The sequence below is a fragment of the Rahnella sp. BIGb0603 genome (genome assembly GCF_024808755.1).
Taxonomy (GTDB): Bacteria; Pseudomonadota; Gammaproteobacteria; order Enterobacterales; family Enterobacteriaceae; genus Rahnella; species Rahnella contaminans.
Window position 1 is genome coordinate 70,857 of the sequence record NZ_JANUEX010000011.1, and the last position, 16,891, is coordinate 87,747.

Below are 16,891 nucleotides of genomic sequence, written 5' to 3' on the forward strand. Positions count from 1 at the left end.
CCGGAAAATACTAAGAGGAAGAATGGTGCACCCAGGAAGATTCGAACTTCCGACCGCTCGGTTCGTAGCCGAGTACTCTATCCAGCTGAGCTATGGGTGCATTTTGATTCTTACTGCAGATTTACCTGACCATTTTTCCGCACTACATCAGCTTTCGCCTTTGCCCGTCACGCTCATTTGATTGCAAATCAACATACGTTCAGGAAAGTATGGTGCACCCAGGAAGATTCGAACTTCCGACCGCTCGGTTCGTAGCCGAGTACTCTATCCAGCTGAGCTATGGGTGCATTTTAAATGGCGGTGAGGCGGGGATTCGAACCCCGGATGCAGCTTTTGACCGCATACTCCCTTAGCAGGGGAGCGCCTTCAGCCTCTCGGCCACCTCACCATACGCCTCTTGCGAGTGTGCTGACTAACTTTGTTTAAGCTCATCGGCACTGCGTGGCGCACATATTACTTTCTGGCCCTTATAAGTCAAACCCTTTTTTCCTAACAATCACCCGTTTGGACATTTCACGCACAACCTGAGCAGTTTGAAGGCAATAAAGGGGCTCAGTGGTCAGAAAAAAGGCTTAGCTTTTAAAAAATGACAGGTCTGGAAGAAGCCGCAGAAGGAAAATAAAAACTGGGGAGGCAGTAAATTAAGGGGAGAAAAATCAAAAAAGAGGATAAAGGAAGTTCAGCGCCTCGTCATCGACGAGACGCCTCGTAAATCAGTAACTCGTCTGTTGAGACTTTTCAGCCTGGATACGCTGATAAATCTCTTCACGGTGAACAGAAACCTCTTTCGGCGCATTCACACCAATACGCACCTGATTACCTTTAACACCTAAAACGGTAACAGTAACCTCATCGCCAATCATGAGGGTTTCACCAACTCGGCGAGTTAGAATAAGCATTCTTTGCTCCTTGAATAATTAAAAGAGTCGGGTCTCTCAGTTTCCCGGCCATTATCTATCATAAGCAGGTAAAACGTAAGCCATGACCCCTACGTAAACTGTAAGCGGCCCGCAACTCAAGCCATAGTACTTTAAGTTTAGCCGATATCATCATTGTCGCGACTTTTATCGCGAGGCCTACCCTGCCATTAAGACCGAAAACGCCATATTGCACAATACATTATGGCGCTTCCTGGTTAGCTATTTATTTCTTATTACAGCCGGGATTCAACCCAGGCTTCTACTGTTGCCAGTGCAGCCGGTAATGCCTGAACGTCACTTCCCCCTGCCTGCGCCATATCAGGACGACCACCGCCTTTACCGCCCACCTGCTGGGCGACAGAAGCAATCAGATCCCCTGCTTTGACGCGATCCGTCAGATCTTTCGTGACGCCCGCAATCAGGCTGACTTTATCGTCAGCGATGGTTGCCAGAACAATAATCACTGAACCCAACTGATTTTTCAGGTCATCAACCATCGTACGCAGAATTTTAGGCTCTACGTTATCCAGCTGACGGACCAACAGCTTAACGCCTTTCACTTCTTTCGCCTGGCTGGAAAGTGAAGCACTCTCCTGCGCAGCTTGTTGCCCTTTCACCTGCTGAAGTTCTTTTTCCAGCACACGGGAACGTTCAATCAGAGTACGGATTTTATCAGTAATGCTGTTCACATCACCTTTCACCATGTGCGCAACATCTTGCAGCAAATCACTTTGCTGATGGAGTGCATTAATGGCGTTTTCACCGGTAATCGCTTCGATACGACGAACACCTGCTGCCGTGCCTGACTCACTCTGAATACGGAACAGGCCGATATCACCCGTACGGCTGGCGTGTGTCCCCCCGCACAGCTCGGTGGAGAAATCACCCATGGTCAGCACGCGCACGCTGTCTTCGTATTTTTCACCAAAGAGCGCCATCGCACCTTTTTCTTTCGCTTCATCCAGATCCATGATGGTGGTCTGAATTGGCAAGTTACGACGGATTTGCGCATTCACCAGATCTTCGACCTGACGAATCTCTTCCGGCTTCATCGCTTCGAAATGCGAGAAGTCGAAACGCAGATAGTTATCGTTTACCAGCGAGCCTTTCTGAGCAACGTGCTTGCCCAGTACCTGACGCAGTGCAGCGTGCAGCAAGTGAGTCGCGGAATGATTCAGACGAATACGTTCGCGACGCTCAACGTCAACTTCGGCTTCAACGCTGTCACCAACGCTCAGTTTGCCTGCGCTCAGCGAGCCCTGATGACCAATGGCCTTGCCATATTTTTGGGTATCAGAAACGTCGAACGTGCCGGCAGCCGTTTTCAGGATGCCTTTATCGCCAACCTGTCCGCCGGACTCGCCGTAGAATGGTGTGTCATCCAGAACGACGATAGCGTTATCGCCCGCCTGAATTTCATTTACTGGCTGACCATTGATGAACAGCGCCACAACTTTGGAATGACGTTGCAGATGCTCATAACCGGAGAACTGCGTAACGCCGTCAACACGCACCATGCTGTTGTAGTCCGCGCTGAAACCACTGGACTCACGTGCGCGACGACGCTGAACTTCCATCGCTTTTTCAAAACCGACTTCGTCAACTTTCAGATTGCGTTCGCGGCACACGTCCGCAGTCAGATCCAGCGGGAAACCGAAGGTGTCGTACAAACGGAAAGCAATCTCACCGTCCAGCGTATCGCCTTGCAGAGAAGATAATTCATCGTCCAACAGCGCCAGACCACGCTCCAGAGTACGGGCAAACTGCTCTTCTTCAGTCTTCAGCAACTGCTCAACCATGGCTTGCTGTTCTTTCAGCTCAGCCGCAGCCGGGCCCATCACGTCAATTAACGGAGCAACCAGTTTGTAGAAGAAGGTCTCTTTCGCGCCCAGCATATTGCCGTGACGGATCGCACGACGAATGATACGACGCAGCACGTAGCCACGGTTTTCATTCGATGGGATCACGCCGTCTGCAATCAGGAAAGCGCAAGAGCGAATATGGTCAGCGATAACGCGCAGAGATTTGCTGGTCAGATCGGTCGCGCCAGTGACGTCAGCAACGGCGGCGATCAGTTTCTGGAACAGGTCGATGTCATAGTTTGAGTTCACATGCTGCATAACAGCGGTGATACGCTCAAGCCCCATCCCGGTATCGACGGAAGGTTTAGGCAGTGGCAGCATGGTGCCGTCAGACTGACGGTTGAACTGCATGAAAACGATGTTCCAGATTTCGATGTAACGGTCGCCATCTTCTTCAGCAGAACCCGGAGGGCCGCCCCAGATATGGTCGCCATGATCGTAAAAAATTTCGGTGCAAGGACCGCAAGGACCGGTATCACCCATCTGCCAGAAGTTGTCAGAAGCGTAAGCGCCGCCTTTATTATCGCCAATGCGGATAATACGTTCTTTTGGAACGCCGACTTCTTTTTCCCAGATTTCAAACGCTTCGTCGTCAGTCTCATAGACGGTGACCCAAAGCTTTTCTTTCGGCAGATTAAACCAGTTTTCGCCGGTCAGTAATTCCCAAGCGTAGTTGATTGCGTCGTGCTTGAAGTAATCGCCGAAGCTGAAGTTGCCCAGCATTTCGAAGAAGGTGTGGTGACGGGCGGTATAGCCGACGTTTTCGAGGTCGTTGTGTTTACCACCTGCACGCACACAACGCTGAGATGTGGTGGCACGGCTGTAGTCACGTTTATCCAGACCGAGGAAAACGTCTTTAAATTGGTTCATCCCGGCATTGGTAAACAACAGTGTCGGATCGTTTGTCGGGACAAGCGAACTGCTTGAAACAACGTTGTGTCCCTTACTATGGAAGAAATCGAGAAACGCTTGACGGATCTCAGCGGTGCTCTTGCTCATAAATATCCCGGAATCATGCTGGAAGAACGGCTCTTGAGCCGGATAACGCTGCATATGGCAGCAATCTGTACAGCTCACGAACGAAAAAGTGCGGATAAGATAAAATTTCTGCGCAGGGAAGTAAAATACCGTATGCGGTCAATCGTCAAAATCGCGATAAATCGACTGTATTTCTTCCTGAAAGAAGCCTCGGTAAAGCAAATAACGCAGAACTTTCGATTTTTCTTTCCAGTCTTTCGGTAAATTTTCTCCAAACTTTCTGACGGCAATATCCCGCGCCAGAACACACCAGTCAACCTCCGTTTCCTCCAGTGCCGTCGATATGATTTCTTTATCGACACCTTTTTGCAGTAATTCCGAACGAATACGTTGTGCCCCGTAGCCTTTATTGCTGCGACCGGAAATATAGCGACTGGCAAATTTGGCATCATCAAGCCAGTGATGCTGGTAGCAATAGTCGATAACTGCCTGTACATGTTCCTCCGGGATCTCTTCCGGCACCGGGCGTGGTTCCGGGCGCGCCTTTACCGCATTATCTTCATCAAAGGCATTTTCGTCTGGTCGTTTACGTGAAGACCAGCGGCTTTGTTTATTTTGGGGTTTTACAAAGGGGACTGGCGGGATAAGCAGTTTGCGGCGCAGTTCAGCTTCACCGTGATCACGCTGAGACAGCAGACGCATCGCGCGGCTGATCAGTGTATTAATTTTCGCCGCATTGGCGTCTTTTTCCTGAGGCGCAAACAATGTGGATTCATTGTTTTGTTCAACTTCTTCAAGAAGTCGTTTCAGATCGATGACATTTTGATTCGGTGCTTTTTCAGTGGACATCGGAGTCCCTCAGATATGCAAAATGCCAGCCTGAAACCAGGCTGGCATTTTATCGACTGTGACGTCAGACAACCGCGAAATTAAAACTCTTCGCTGGTTTCCATGTTGTCGTCAGCGTCTTCAGCTGTCGTGGCAACGCTCAGCTCGCCGGTGCCGCTCAGCAGCAGGTCACGCAGTTTTTTGTCCAGCTCAGCAGCTACTTTCGGGTTTTCTTTCAGGAAGTTGCAGGAGTTTGCTTTACCCTGACCAATCTTCTCACCGTTGTAGCTGTACCATGCGCCGGCTTTCTCGATCATCTTGTGCTTAACGCCAAGGTCGATCAGCTCGCCGTTGATGTTGATGCCTTCGCCGTACATGATCTGGAATTCGGCTTGTTTGAATGGTGCAGCAATTTTGTTCTTCACCACTTTCACACGCGTTTCGCTACCGACAACCACATCACCTTCTTTTATAGCGCCGATACGACGGATATCCAGACGAACAGAAGCATAGAATTTCAGTGCGTTACCGCCGGTTGTGGTTTCCGGGTTACCGAACATCACACCGATTTTCATACGGATCTGGTTGATGAAGATCAGCAAGGTGTTGGCGTTTTTCAGGTTACCCGCGAGTTTACGCATTGCCTGGCTCATCATACGTGCCGCGAGGCCCATGTGTGAGTCGCCGATTTCGCCTTCGATTTCAGCTTTCGGTGTCAGAGCTGCGACGGAGTCAACGATGATAACGTCAACCGCACCTGAACGTGTCAGCGCATCACAAATTTCCAGCGCCTGCTCACCGGTATCCGGCTGAGAACACAGCAGGTTATCGATATCCACGCCCAATTTCTTAGCGTAGATAGGATCCAGTGCGTGTTCCGCATCGATAAACGCACAGGTTTTGCCTTCACGTTGTGCAGCAGCGATAACCTGCAAGGTCAGCGTCGTTTTACCGGAAGATTCCGGCCCGTAGATTTCCACGATACGACCCATTGGCAAACCGCCAGCGCCTAACGCGATATCCAGAGACAAAGAGCCGGTAGAGATCGTTTCCACGTCCATAGAGCGATCTTCACCCAGACGCATGATGGAGCCTTTACCGAATTGCTTTTCAATCTGGCCCAGTGCTGCAGCTAACGCCTTTTGCTTATTCTCATCAATAGCCATTTTTACTCCTCGTCTGATACAGGGGAACATCCAACCTGCATCACTGAATATAATTTATGTACAGGTAATTGGCAGTAATTATACTGTATGCTCATACAGTATCAAGCCTAATTTTGCAGAAACTCAGATAACGCAGTTTGTAGCGAAAAAACAGCAGCTTGCAAACGTACTGCTTCTCGATCGCCAGAAAATTGTTGTTTTGTCGTCACGACACGCCCGTCTTTACCAGCGAAGCCAAACCAGACCGTGCCGACAGGTTTTTCTGCTGAGCCGCCGTCAGGCCCGGCGATGCCGCTGACCGAAAGGGCCACATCCGCACCCGCGGCGTGCAATACACCCTGCGCCATTTCATGCACTACCTGCTCACTCACCGCGCCATATTGCTCAAGCGTACTTTCAGACACGCCGAGCAATTCATGCTTGGCCGCATTGCTGTAAGTAACAAATCCGCGATCAAACCAGGCCGAGCTTCCGGCGATGTCCGTAATGGCCTTGGCAATTAATCCGCCCGTGCAAGATTCCGCGCAGGTGATCCACAATCCCTGAGATTTAAGCTCAGTGCCGATTTCTGCACTCAATTCATGTAAACGTTTTTCGTCCATATTCCATCCTGGCGGGTCAGCTGAATTCAACCTGATGTTAGCATTTCTCTTTCGCTGTGTGAGTCCCGTCGGTGCGTTTTGCGCGATGTATTCAGAATTGGAATAAAAGGCAAAAAGAAGGGCCACAACAAGCGGCCCTCCGTGATAAAGCAGGAAATCAGGTTCAGCGCGCCGCTTTCACCGCTTCACCCAACTGCCATACCGCCATCGCATAATGCACGCTGTGGTTGTAACGGGTGATGGTGTAGAAGTTTGGCAGCCCGTACCAGTACTGGTAACTGGTGCCCATATCCAGACGCAACAGGCTCGCTTCCTGATAACCCCCCAGAGAACCCAGCGGGCTAAGACCCGCCGCCGTCAGCGTATAAAGTGGATATTTTGTCTTGAAGCCATTCTCCAGCAACGGTGCCTGCCCGGCGGCTGGCACCGCAATGGGTGCGCCTTTCGTCCATCCGTGCGCCTTGAAGTAATTGGCTACGCTGCCGATAGCATCAATCGGATCCCACAGATTGGCATGGCCGTCGCCGTTAAAGTCCACGGCATAATCTTTATAAGAAGATGGCATGAACTGACCGTAACCCATCGCACCCGCAAACGAACCGCGCAGGCTCAGCGGATCGTCCCCCTCACGACGGGACATCAGCAGAAAGGTTTCCAGCTCGCCGGAGAAGTAATCCGCCCGGCGCGGATAGGCAAAGGATAAGGTCGCCAGCGCATCGATAATGCGGGTTTTACCCATGACGCGGCCCCAACGGGTTTCGACGCCGATAATACCGACAATGATTTCCGGCGGTACGCCGTAAACCTGCTCCGCACGCTGCAAGGCATCCTGATACTGATTCCAGAACACGACACCATTCTGGACGTTATCCGGCGTAATAAATTTGCTGCGATAACGGTTCCAGGCACCATTTGGCACGGTTGACGGCGGGCCAGATGGCGCTTGCTGATCCATCAGACGTAAAACGAAGCCCAGTCGTTTCGTTTGCGCCAGCACATCATGCAGTTGCTGGCGATCAAAACCATGCTCGCTGACCATTTTGTCCACAAACCGGTTCATGGCCGGATCGTACGCGAAATCACCGGACTGCACTGCGCCAGTATGTTCGGGTTGCAACAGAAAGCCCCCGCTGGGAACCGAATTGCCGCTGGCATTTCTTCCGTCAGAGAAAGGATTGCGCGGGCCTTCAGGCTGAGCCGGAGGCTTATTACTGCTACAAGCAGAAAGTGTTAAAACCAGGGGAATAATGACTGCCAGGAGGCGCATCGGATATCCGTAACCATGCAATAAAAGAGGTGGGGGATATGGTAGAGCATTATCAGGGCCGAAAAAACTGAAAATAAACGTCTTTACAACGATGCACGAAGATCCTGATCCACGGTGATTTGCGGAGCATTACGCAACTTCAAAACGCATCGTGGTTTTTTACCTCTACTCACGTTAGGATCCGTTGTAAAGTCGTTGCCCCGGGCGGTACGAGCCAACAGGATGATTTAAAATTGAATGAAATCAAGAATAAAGGTAGTGATATGAGCGGGCTGGATGCTCACACCCCCATGATGCAGCAGTACCTGCGTCTTAAGGCGGAGAACCCGGAAGTTCTGCTGTTTTATCGTATGGGGGACTTCTACGAACTGTTTTATGACGATGCAAAACGTGCGTCTCAGCTGATGGATATTTCCCTGACCAAACGTGGCGCTTCGGCGGGCGAACCGATTCCGATGGCCGGTGTGCCTTATCACGCCGTTGAAGGCTATCTGGCCAAGCTGGTGCAACTGGGCGAATCCGTCGCCATCGCTGAGCAGATTGGCGATCCGGCGCTGAGCAAAGGGCCGGTTGAGCGCAAAATTGTGCGGATCGTGACGCCAGGCACGGTCAGTGATGAAGCCTTATTGAGTGAGCGTCATGACAACCTTCTCGCGGCCATCTGGCAAGACGGACGTGGCTTTGGCTATGCGACGCTGGATATCAGCTCCGGTCGTTTCCGTGTCGCTCAGCCAGACGATCTGGAAACCATGGCCGCTGAATTACAGCGTACAAATCCGGCAGAACTTCTGTATCCGGAAAGCTTTGAAGCCATGCCGCTTATTGCTTCCCGCCGCGGCCTGCGCCGTCGTCCGATGTGGGAATTTGAGCTCGAAACCGCAAAGCAACAGCTGAATCTCCAGTTCGGCACCCGCGATCTGAGCGGGTTTGGTGTGGAACAGGCCACTCAGGCACTCCGCGCCGCCGGTTGCCTGCTGCAATATGTAAAAGATACCCAGCGCACCGCCCTGCCGCATATTCGTGGCGTGACGATGGAGCGCCAGCAGGACGGCATCATTATGGATGCGGCGACGCGCCGTAATCTGGAGCTGACACAAAATCTGGCAGGTGGTGTGGAAAATACGCTGGCGGCAGTCCTGGATCAGGCCGTCACACCGATGGGCAGCCGTATGCTCAAACGCTGGATCCACATGCCAAGCCGCGACATCAAAATGCTGACCCATCGTCAGCAGGCAATCGGAGCATTACAGGATCTGACCGCCGACTTGCAACCCGTGCTGCGTCAGGTCGGCGATCTCGAACGTATTCTGGCGCGCCTTGCCTTGCGCAGCGCACGGCCACGCGATCTCGCCCGTATGCGCCATGCGTTACAGCAACTGCCCGAAATCCGGGGGATTTTGCAAGATGCTGATGCCGCGCATGTCGCTACACTGGTGGAGCAAACCGGTGAATTTACAGAGCTGGTCGAACTACTTGAACGTGCGGTTGTTGAAGCTCCGCCAGTTCTGGTGCGTGACGGCGGTGTGATTTCGCCAGGCTATAACGCGGAACTGGACGAATGGCGCGCACTGGCTGACGGCGCAACAGACTATCTTGACCGCTTAGAAATTCGCGAACGCGAGAAGCTGGGCCTGGAAACGCTGAAGGTCGGATTTAACGGTGTACATGGTTATTACATCGAAGTGAGCCGCCGCCAGAGCCATCTCGTTCCTATTCATTATGTCCGCCGTCAGACGCTCAAAAACGCCGAGCGTTACATCATACCGGAACTGAAAGAGTATGAAGATAAGGTTCTGACCTCCAAAGGCAAAGCCCTGTCGCTGGAGAAAGCGCTGTACGAAGAGCTGTTTGATTTGCTGATGCCGCACCTGCCCGCTTTGCAGCAAAGCGCCAGTGCGCTGGCCGAGTTGGATGTTCTGAGTAATCTCGCAGAACGTGCCTACACGCTCAGTTATACCTGCCCGACGATGAGCGAGAAACCCGGCATCAACATCACCGGTGGCCGCCATCCGGTCGTGGAACAGGTACTGAAAGAACCGTTTATTTCCAACCCGCTGAACATGTCTCCGGTGCGCCGGATGCTGATCATCACCGGCCCGAATATGGGCGGTAAAAGTACCTATATGCGTCAGGCGGCGCTGATTGTTCTGATGGCGCATATTGGCAGCTACGTTCCTGCGGATACCGCGGTTATCGGCCCCGTAGACCGGATATTCACCCGCGTCGGCGCCGCAGATGATCTGGCTTCTGGCCGTTCAACGTTTATGGTGGAAATGACCGAAACCGCGAATATTCTGCATAACGCCACGGAAAATAGCCTGGTGCTGATGGATGAAATCGGGCGCGGCACATCGACCTACGACGGTTTATCGCTTGCGTGGGCGTGCGCCGAGAATCTGGCCAGCCGCATTAAAGCTATGACGTTGTTCGCGACCCATTATTTCGAGCTGACGACGCTGCCGGAAAAAATGGAAGGAACGGTCAATGTTCACCTGGATGCCATAGAACACGGCGATACCATTGCGTTTATGCACAGCGTGCAGGATGGCGCTGCCAGCAAAAGTTACGGTCTGGCCGTCGCGGCGCTGGCGGGTGTCCCGCGTGATGTCATTAAACGTGCTCGCCAGAAACTGAAAGAGCTGGAAACGTTGTCCAGCAACGCCGCCGCCAGCAAAGTGGATGGTCCGCAACTGACGCTGCTGGCAGAAGAGGTGTCGCCTGCAGTAGAAGCGCTGGAATCTCTGGACGCGGATTCTCTCTCGCCACGTCAGGCGCTGGAATGGATTTACCGTCTGAAAGATATGGTGTAGAAGCCGCGGCGGCAGAAATGAAAAACGGTGGGGATTAACCCACCGTTTTTTTGATATCGAACTGTCTTTCCGGCGAACAGTTTTTCTTAACGAAAAGTTATTCGCGGAACAGTGCTTCGATGCTCAGCCCTTGCCCCTGCAGAATTTCACGCAGGCGACGCAGACCTTCTACCTGAATCTGACGAACACGTTCACGTGTCAGGCCAATCTCACGACCCACATCTTCCAGCGTCGCAGCTTCATAACCTAACAGGCCGAAACGACGTGCCAGAACTTCACGCTGTTTTGCATTCAACTCGAATAACCACTTCACGATACTCTGTTTCATATCGTCGTCTTGCGTGGTGTCTTCAGGGCCGTTGTCTTTTTCATCTGCCAGAATATCTAACAGCGCTTTCTCTGAGTCACCACCCAACGGGGTATCTACAGAGGTAATACGCTCATTCAGGCGTAACATACGGCTGACGTCATGCACCGGTTTGTCGAGTTGCTCAGCAATCTCTTCGGCACTCGGTTCATGGTCCAGTTTGTGTGCAAGTTCGCGTGCGGTACGCAGATAAACGTTCAGTTCTTTAACGATGTGAATTGGCAAACGAATGGTACGGGTTTGATTCATGATCGCCCGTTCAATCGTCTGACGGATCCACCATGTTGCATAGGTAGAGAAACGGAAGCCCCGCTCAGGGTCAAATTTTTCAACCGCACGGATCAGACCCAGGTTGCCTTCCTCGATCAAATCCAGCAGTGCCAGACCGCGATTACTGTAGCGGCGGGCAATTTTAACCACCAAACGCAGGTTACTTTCAATCATACGGCGGCGGGAAGGCACATCTCCCCGCAACGCGCGTCGTGCAAAATAAACTTCCTCTTCTGCGGTCAGCAGAGGGGAATAACCGATTTCACCGAGGTACAGTTGAGTTGCGTCCAGCACTCGTTGGCTTACAGCCTGCGACAACAATTCTTCTTCAGCATCGTTGTCGGCAGTCTCTTCGACTATTGCTTTCTCGTCAAAGGCTTCAGCGCTGTTCTCATCGAAATCTACATCATCATGTAACTCGTTAACTTTCAGCGTATTCTGACTCATAAGCTGCTCCTACCCGTGGTCCCGAGGGCAGAATCGATGCTCTGCCCGGATTTATCGCTGCGGAAGATAACGCAGCGGGTTTACGGATTTCCCCTTGTAACGAATTTCAAAATGCAATCTTACTGAACTGGTTCCGGTGCTACCCATCGTCGCTATTTTTTGTCCCGCCTGCACTTCTTGTTGTTCCCGGACCAGCATTGTATCGTTATGTGCATAGGCGCTCAGGTAATCATCATTGTGTTTGATGATGATTAGATTACCGTAACCGCGAAGAGCATTACCGGCATAAACAACGCGCCCCGAGGCAGTTGCTACGACAGCTTGTCCACGCGAACCAGCGATATCGATCCCCTTATTTCCCCCTTCAGCAGCTGAGAAATTATCGATAATTTTCCCGTCAGTCGGCCATTTCCAGGAGGAAACCGGACCGCCATTATTCGTTGAGGTGGCGACGGGAGTGCTGGCTACAGCAACAGGTGTTGTGGTGGTGACTGCACCTGATGTAGGCAACATCTTACCTACATTCTGTTTACCAGAAGATTCAGAATACGTGGTAGTTGGTTGAGATGCAACCACAGAACCTGTGAGCATTCCCCCAGTAGGAACTTTCGGAACACCGCTATTTGTGGCGTCGGTGACGGCCGTCGTACTGCTCGTGCTGGCGGCAGAAGAAACGTTATTTATCTGGACTGTTTGACCCACTTCGAGGCTGTACGGAGCAGGGATATTATTGCGCGCAGCAAGGTCCCGGAAGTCATTGCCGGTGATCCATGCGATGTAGAATAAGGTGTCTCCGCGCTTCACCTGATAGGTGCTTCCGCTGTAACTTCCCTTAGGGATCGAGTTATAGCTGCGGTTGTACACAATGTGTCCGCCTGGGCCGACGGCAGGCGCCATTTGCGGAGGGGAATTCAGAGTATTCTGACTGCTACTGCCGCTGTTTCCGCCGCCATTAACGCTGCTGATTGGCGCGGATGTGTTGGAATTGTTCGAACATCCCGCCATCCAGGCACTGATAAATGTACACACTGCAATGCGGCTTAGTGTTTTTATTGGGCTTCCCGTGCTCATATTTTCCCCCGTTACGGCAATCTCAGAATATCTCTTTATCCGCGCACACCGCGCCAACTGGCGCATTTCGTGTCATCAGACACTGTACGCGCAGGCAACATGCCCGTTCAGGTTTTCCCCCGGAACGGACCGTGCCATAAAAAACTGTAGTGGATGCTATCAACATCGCCAGTACAGCACCATATAACAGTTGTATTTAAATTTTAAGGGGTTAGTCCTGCGCGCGTCAGGGTTCAGGCCAGTTCGCCTTTCACCAGCGGCACAAAACGGACAGCTTCTACGGTCTCCGCAACAAAATCATCACCACGTCGGGTGACTCGCTGGAGAGTCTGGCTTTCTTCGCCGACGGGCAACACCATCACGCCTCCCTCCTCGAGTTGTTGCAGTAAATCTTGAGGTATTTCAGGCGGTGCAGCGGTAACAATGATGGCATCAAACGGGCCACGTGAAGGCCAACCCTGCCAGCCATCGCCGTGACGCGTGGAGACGTTATGCAAATCGAGCTGCTTGAGACGTCTTTTGGCCTGCCACTGCAACCCTTTGATACGCTCAACCGAGTACACATGTTCAACCAGATGCGCCAGAATGGCCGTCTGGTAGCCCGATCCGGTGCCGATCTCCAGCACGCGGGATGTCGACGTCAGGCGCAGTAATTCCGTCATTCTCGCCACGGTATAAGGCTGAGAAATGGTCTGGCCTGAGCCAATCGGCAACGCGGTATTTTCGTAAGCTTTATGCTGAAACGCCTCATCCACAAAGCGCTCACGCGGTACGGACTCGATGGCATGCAGCAGTTTTTCATCATGAATGCCCTGCAGCCGGAGTTGCTCCAGCAGGTTATACATCGGCTTATTCACCATTCGCGCTCACCCCGGCCTTTTCCAACCATGAGACCACGACATCCTGAGCCGCGTAGGCGGTCAAATCCACCTGCAATGGCGTCACGGAAACATATCCTTGCGCGACCGCCGCAAAATCGGTGTCAGGTGCGACGTCAAACTTATCGCCCGGCGGACCAATCCAGTACAAGTCTTGTCCGCGCGGATCCTGCTGACAAAATACCTGCTCAGCAGGATGGCGGCTACCGCAACGCGTCACCTTAATCCCTTTGATTTCGGAAAGTGGCAGGTCCGGAACGTTAATATTCAGAATTTTGCCAGTACGGAGAGGTTCGCGCGCCAGCGCCCTGAGCAGCTGGCAGGTAATAATCGCTGCCGTGTCATAATGCTGATGACCGTCGAGTGAAACCGCCAGCGCAGGAAATCCCAGATGACGCCCTTCCATGGCCGCCGCGACGGTGCCGGAATAAATCACATCGTCGCCCAGATTCGGGCCTGCATTGATGCCGGAAACGACAATATCCGGCTTCGGGCGCATCAGCGAATTGACGCCGAGATACACGCAATCGGTCGGTGTACCGTTGATGACTGCGGTATCGCCGTTCGGATAGGACTGAATACGTAACGGACCGTCGAGCGTCAGCGCGTTTGACGCGCCGCTCCGGTTACGGTCAGGGGCGACCAGCTTTACATCCGCAAATTCACGTAGCGCGCAGGCCAGTGCCTGAATGCCGTGAGCCAGTACGCCGTCGTCGTTACTCAGTAATATCCGCATTCATTTCATCCAGATGCATCAGTTCACGCACTACGCTGGTGGCATAACTGCCCGCCGGTAGCCAGAATTTAAGTTCCAGAGTGACGTCATCCCAGCGCTGCCATTTCATTTGCAAAGGCTGGAGCATAATGGCTCGACGCGCAGGTTCAACACGCTCGCGTTTGAGCAGTGAAAGCAAATCTTCCTGCCCGGCCAGACAAGCCAGCTCAAAGACTTCGGCCTCTTCTGACGTGCCTAACGGCCCGTCACCCGGCAACGGCGCCGTCACCAGCAGTTCTCCGCTTTCGACACGCGGTTGCAGCGATTCAAACTCTTCCGCTTTCGCCACAAACCAGCTTCCGCGGCCACTGAGTTGCAACGCATCGCCCAGTATTGCCTGACGGACGGTGCCTTCTGCCAGACGCTGACTGGCGACAATGTTAAACATCGCACTGCGGCTGGCGGATAAATAGAAACTACGTTTGGCGCGCTCTTTAGGGCGTGCTTCATTGGTTGCCCAGCGTTTCGCCTGCACCAGATTATTGCCGCCGCGCCCAAAACGCTGCGTGCCGAAGTAGTTCGGTACGCCCTGCTCAACAATTTTCGCCAGACGTTCTTCGACATTATCGATGTCACTTATCTGTCGCAAAACCAGCGTAAACGCATTGCCTTTCAAGGTTCCGATACGCATTTTCTTGCGATGTCGCGAGGCACGGATCACTTCACAACCTTCGAGATTAAACTGGCTCAAATCAGGATCTGCCTTACCGGGCAGATGCAGGCAAAACCACTGTTCCGTTACCGCGTGCCGGTCTTTAAGCCCTGCGTAACTGACATCGCGCGGATGCACTTTGGCAAAACGCGCCAGCTGCTCGGCAACAAACTGCGTGTTGCAGCCATTTTTACGGATCCGCACTAAGAGATGTTCACCTTCGCCATCCGGTTCAAAACCCAAATCCTCTTCGACGATAAAGTCTTCCGGATTGGCTTTCAGCAGGCCGGTGGCGGTGGGTTCACCCAGCAACCAGGTGAGACGGGACATATCTATCATGCGGTAATCTTCCACAACATCATTCCTTAATCAGCAGGGCAACGGCTTCACAGGCGATACCTTCGCCGCGACCGGTAAAGCCCAGCTGTTCGGTGGTGGTGGCTTTTACGTTGACGTCATCCATATGGCAGTGCAAATCTTCGGCCAGAAACACACGCATCTGCGGGATATGCGGCGCCATTTTCGGTGCCTGTGCAATGATGGTGATATCCAGATTGCCCAGCTTGTAGCCTTTCGCACGGATACGGCGATAAGCTTCACGCAGCAGTTCACGGCTGTCCGCGCCTTTGTAGGCTGGGTCGGTGTCCGGGAAAAGCTTGCCGATATCACCCAGCGCCGCCGCGCCCAGCAGTGCGTCAGTGGCCGCATGCAGCGCAACGTCGCCGTCGGAATGCGCCAGTAACCCCTGCGGATAAGGAATACGCACACCACCGATCACCAGCGGGCCTTCGCCGCCAAACTTATGTACATCAAAACCGTGACCGATACGCATTATGCGTTCTCCTCCTGATACAAGCGGGTTAAGTAGAATTCAGCCAGTGCCAGATCTTCTGGTCTGGTGACTTTAATATTATCGGCCCGCGCCGGGATCAGCATAGGATGAAAACCACAATATTCCATTGCGGAAGCTTCATCAGTGACCACAGCGCCTTCATTCAGTGCGCGGCGCAGGCAGGTTTTCAATAATTCGAGAGGAAAGAATTGCGGCGTGAGCGCATGCCAGAGTTCCTGACGATCCACCGTATGGGCGATCGCATGCGCGCCGGGCTCACCACGTTTCATGGTGTCACGAACTGGTGCGGCGAGGATCCCGCCAGTTTTGCTGACCGCAGAAATGGCCAGAAGGTTTGTCAGATCATCGGGATGCAGACAAGGACGCGCCGCGTCATGCACCAGCACCCAGCCATGATCGCCCGCGGCCTCAAGGCCTGCCATCACAGATTCGGCGCGCTCATTTCCGCCGGTAACCAGCTGGATCCGTGGATCGCTGGCGACGGGTAACTGCCGGAACTGAGTGTCATGCGGGCTCAGCGCCACGATAACTTTGGTGACGTTGCTGCTGTGCAACAAGGCACGGATCGAGTGTTCTATCAGCGTCTTACCACCGATAGTCAGGTATTGCTTGGGGCATTCGGCCTGCATACGGCTGCCGATTCCGGCAGCCGGTAACACGGCAATGACCTTTGGAAGGGAAACTGCAGTATGGCTCATGGCTATTGATTCGGGTTGCTTTGCGATACGGTGCTGCCCGGCGCTCGTTTGTTGTCAGGCACCAGGCGATAGAAAGTCTCACCGGGCTTGATCATGCTCAGTTCGTTGCGTGCGCGTTCTTCGATCGCTTCCTGACCGCCGTTCAAATCGTCGATTTCTGCGAAAAGTTGATCATTACGTGATTTCAGTTTGCCGTTATTAACTTGTTGCACCTGAACGTCATCGTTTACACGAACGTAGTCGTGAATACCATTCTTGCCCAGCCACAGTGAATACTGTAGCCAGCCAAGTAAAATCAGTAAAAGCAGTGTTAGTTTGCCCATCCCCGCCCCCTAAAAAAGCCGGACAATCATCCCACAACTTTCCCTCTGACTCCACTGTGGCAGGGTAAATGCCTGCGAGAATCAGACTTACGCACTCAATTATGGGTGAGAATGACACAATGGG

15 protein-coding genes and 3 tRNA genes are annotated in these 16,891 nt (G+C 52.8%); 1 reads left to right on the top strand and 17 read right to left on the bottom strand.

Translation table 11 applies throughout. The features are described 5' to 3' along the window. Positions 1 to 23: 23 nt before the first annotated feature. The 9 genes from M2403_RS22715 to mltB form a co-directional block, all read right to left on the bottom strand. Positions 24 to 100: transfer RNA gene (locus M2403_RS22715), tRNA-Arg, on the bottom strand. Between the two features lie 110 nt (positions 101 to 210). Then, positions 211 to 287, bottom strand: a tRNA-Arg gene (locus M2403_RS22720). A gap of 8 nt (positions 288 to 295) precedes the next feature. Then, positions 296 to 388, bottom strand: a tRNA-Ser gene (locus M2403_RS22725). 325 nt (positions 389 to 713) lie between these two features. Continuing rightward, positions 714 to 899: a carbon storage regulator CsrA gene (csrA, locus tag M2403_RS22730; protein ID WP_013574027.1), complete on the bottom strand. Its 186-nt coding sequence runs from the start codon at positions 897 to 899 to the stop codon at positions 714 to 716. A gap of 254 nt (positions 900 to 1,153) precedes the next feature. Further along, a complete protein-coding gene (gene alaS / locus M2403_RS22735) occupies positions 1,154 to 3,781 on the bottom strand; it encodes an alanine--tRNA ligase (protein WP_259231050.1) in 2,628 nt (875 codons plus the stop codon). A gap of 138 nt (positions 3,782 to 3,919) precedes the next feature. Then, complete coding sequence (gene recX / locus M2403_RS22740) at positions 3,920 to 4,486, bottom strand: recombination regulator RecX (protein ID WP_193333076.1); 567 nt, start codon at positions 4,484 to 4,486, stop codon at positions 3,920 to 3,922. 203 nt (positions 4,487 to 4,689) lie between these two features. Next, positions 4,690 to 5,754 (bottom strand): recombinase RecA, encoded by a 1,065-nt coding sequence (gene recA / locus M2403_RS22745; protein ID WP_152324006.1) that lies wholly within the window; start codon positions 5,752 to 5,754, stop codon positions 4,690 to 4,692. 107 nt (positions 5,755 to 5,861) lie between these two features. Further along, positions 5,862 to 6,356 carry a nicotinamide-nucleotide amidase gene (gene pncC / locus M2403_RS22750; protein WP_165061545.1) on the bottom strand — a complete coding sequence of 165 codons (495 nt, stop codon included), beginning with the start codon at positions 6,354 to 6,356 and terminating at the stop codon, positions 5,862 to 5,864. 163 nt (positions 6,357 to 6,519) lie between these two features. Continuing rightward, complete coding sequence (gene mltB, locus M2403_RS22755; RefSeq protein ID WP_165061542.1) at positions 6,520 to 7,623, bottom strand: lytic murein transglycosylase B; 1,104 nt, start codon at positions 7,621 to 7,623, stop codon at positions 6,520 to 6,522. Between the two features lie 263 nt (positions 7,624 to 7,886). Between mltB and mutS the strand changes: the two genes are divergently transcribed. Further along, positions 7,887 to 10,433 carry a DNA mismatch repair protein MutS gene (gene mutS / locus M2403_RS22760; protein ID WP_152324072.1) on the top strand — a complete coding sequence of 849 codons (2,547 nt, stop codon included), beginning with the start codon at positions 7,887 to 7,889 and terminating at the stop codon, positions 10,431 to 10,433. A 97-nt stretch (positions 10,434 to 10,530) separates the two neighbouring features. Here the strand turns inward: mutS and rpoS are convergent, their stop codons facing one another. From rpoS to ftsB, 8 genes are all read right to left on the bottom strand, one after another. Next, complete coding sequence (rpoS, locus tag M2403_RS22765) at positions 10,531 to 11,517, bottom strand: RNA polymerase sigma factor RpoS (protein WP_095923512.1); 987 nt, start codon at positions 11,515 to 11,517, stop codon at positions 10,531 to 10,533. 51 nt (positions 11,518 to 11,568) lie between these two features. After that, the gene (nlpD, locus tag M2403_RS22770; RefSeq protein ID WP_152324009.1) at positions 11,569 to 12,588 is read right to left on the bottom strand and encodes a murein hydrolase activator NlpD; all 1,020 of its coding nucleotides are present in this window, start codon (positions 12,586 to 12,588) and stop codon (positions 11,569 to 11,571) included. A gap of 233 nt (positions 12,589 to 12,821) precedes the next feature. Beyond that, positions 12,822 to 13,448, bottom strand: coding sequence for a protein-L-isoaspartate(D-aspartate) O-methyltransferase (locus tag M2403_RS22775; protein WP_259231053.1), 627 nt, complete (start codon positions 13,446 to 13,448; stop codon positions 12,822 to 12,824). Further along, a complete protein-coding gene (gene surE, locus M2403_RS22780) occupies positions 13,438 to 14,202 on the bottom strand; it encodes a 5'/3'-nucleotidase SurE (protein ID WP_259231054.1) in 765 nt (254 codons plus the stop codon). Before surE ends, M2403_RS22775 begins: the two co-directional genes overlap by 11 nt. Continuing rightward, a complete protein-coding gene (gene truD / locus M2403_RS22785; protein WP_208952051.1) occupies positions 14,183 to 15,229 on the bottom strand; it encodes a tRNA pseudouridine(13) synthase TruD in 1,047 nt (348 codons plus the stop codon). Before truD ends, surE begins: the two co-directional genes overlap by 20 nt. Positions 15,230 to 15,251: 22 nt before the next feature. Beyond that, positions 15,252 to 15,725: a 2-C-methyl-D-erythritol 2,4-cyclodiphosphate synthase gene (ispF, locus tag M2403_RS22790; RefSeq protein WP_259231056.1), complete on the bottom strand. Its 474-nt coding sequence runs from the start codon at positions 15,723 to 15,725 to the stop codon at positions 15,252 to 15,254. Further along, positions 15,725 to 16,444, bottom strand: a complete 720-nt coding sequence (gene ispD / locus M2403_RS22795) for a 2-C-methyl-D-erythritol 4-phosphate cytidylyltransferase (RefSeq protein WP_217153955.1) — start codon at positions 16,442 to 16,444, stop codon at positions 15,725 to 15,727. The genes ispF and ispD overlap by 1 nt, the downstream gene beginning before the upstream one ends. 2 nt (positions 16,445 to 16,446) lie before the next feature. Continuing rightward, positions 16,447 to 16,767 (bottom strand): cell division protein FtsB, encoded by a 321-nt coding sequence (gene ftsB / locus M2403_RS22800; RefSeq protein ID WP_152324014.1) that lies wholly within the window; start codon positions 16,765 to 16,767, stop codon positions 16,447 to 16,449. Positions 16,768 to 16,891: the final 124 nt, after the last annotated feature.

Excerpts from the sequence above, each read along its gene's own strand:
- csrA (WP_013574027.1), bottom strand. The coding sequence starts at position 899 with ATGCTTATTCTAACTCGCCGAGTTGGTGAAACCCTCATGATTGGCGAT.
- alaS (WP_259231050.1), bottom strand. The coding sequence starts at position 3,781 with ATGAGCAAGAGCACCGCTGAGATCCGTCAAGCGTTTCTCGATTTCTTC.
- recA (WP_152324006.1), bottom strand. The coding sequence starts at position 5,754 with ATGGCTATTGATGAGAATAAGCAAAAGGCGTTAGCTGCAGCACTGGGC.
- pncC (WP_165061545.1), bottom strand. The coding sequence starts at position 6,356 with ATGGACGAAAAACGTTTACATGAATTGAGTGCAGAAATCGGCACTGAG.
- mltB (WP_165061542.1), bottom strand. The coding sequence starts at position 7,623 with ATGCGCCTCCTGGCAGTCATTATTCCCCTGGTTTTAACACTTTCTGCT.
- mutS (WP_152324072.1), top strand. The coding sequence starts at position 7,887 with ATGAGCGGGCTGGATGCTCACACCCCCATGATGCAGCAGTACCTGCGT.
- rpoS (WP_095923512.1), bottom strand. The coding sequence starts at position 11,517 with ATGAGTCAGAATACGCTGAAAGTTAACGAGTTACATGATGATGTAGAT.
- nlpD (WP_152324009.1), bottom strand. The coding sequence starts at position 12,588 with ATGAGCACGGGAAGCCCAATAAAAACACTAAGCCGCATTGCAGTGTGT.
- M2403_RS22775 (WP_259231053.1), bottom strand. The coding sequence starts at position 13,448 with ATGGTGAATAAGCCGATGTATAACCTGCTGGAGCAACTCCGGCTGCAG.
- surE (WP_259231054.1), bottom strand. The coding sequence starts at position 14,202 with ATGCGGATATTACTGAGTAACGACGACGGCGTACTGGCTCACGGCATT.
- ispF (WP_259231056.1), bottom strand. The coding sequence starts at position 15,725 with ATGCGTATCGGTCACGGTTTTGATGTACATAAGTTTGGCGGCGAAGGC.
- ispD (WP_217153955.1), bottom strand. The coding sequence starts at position 16,444 with ATGAGCCATACTGCAGTTTCCCTTCCAAAGGTCATTGCCGTGTTACCG.
- ftsB (WP_152324014.1), bottom strand. The coding sequence starts at position 16,767 with ATGGGCAAACTAACACTGCTTTTACTGATTTTACTTGGCTGGCTACAG.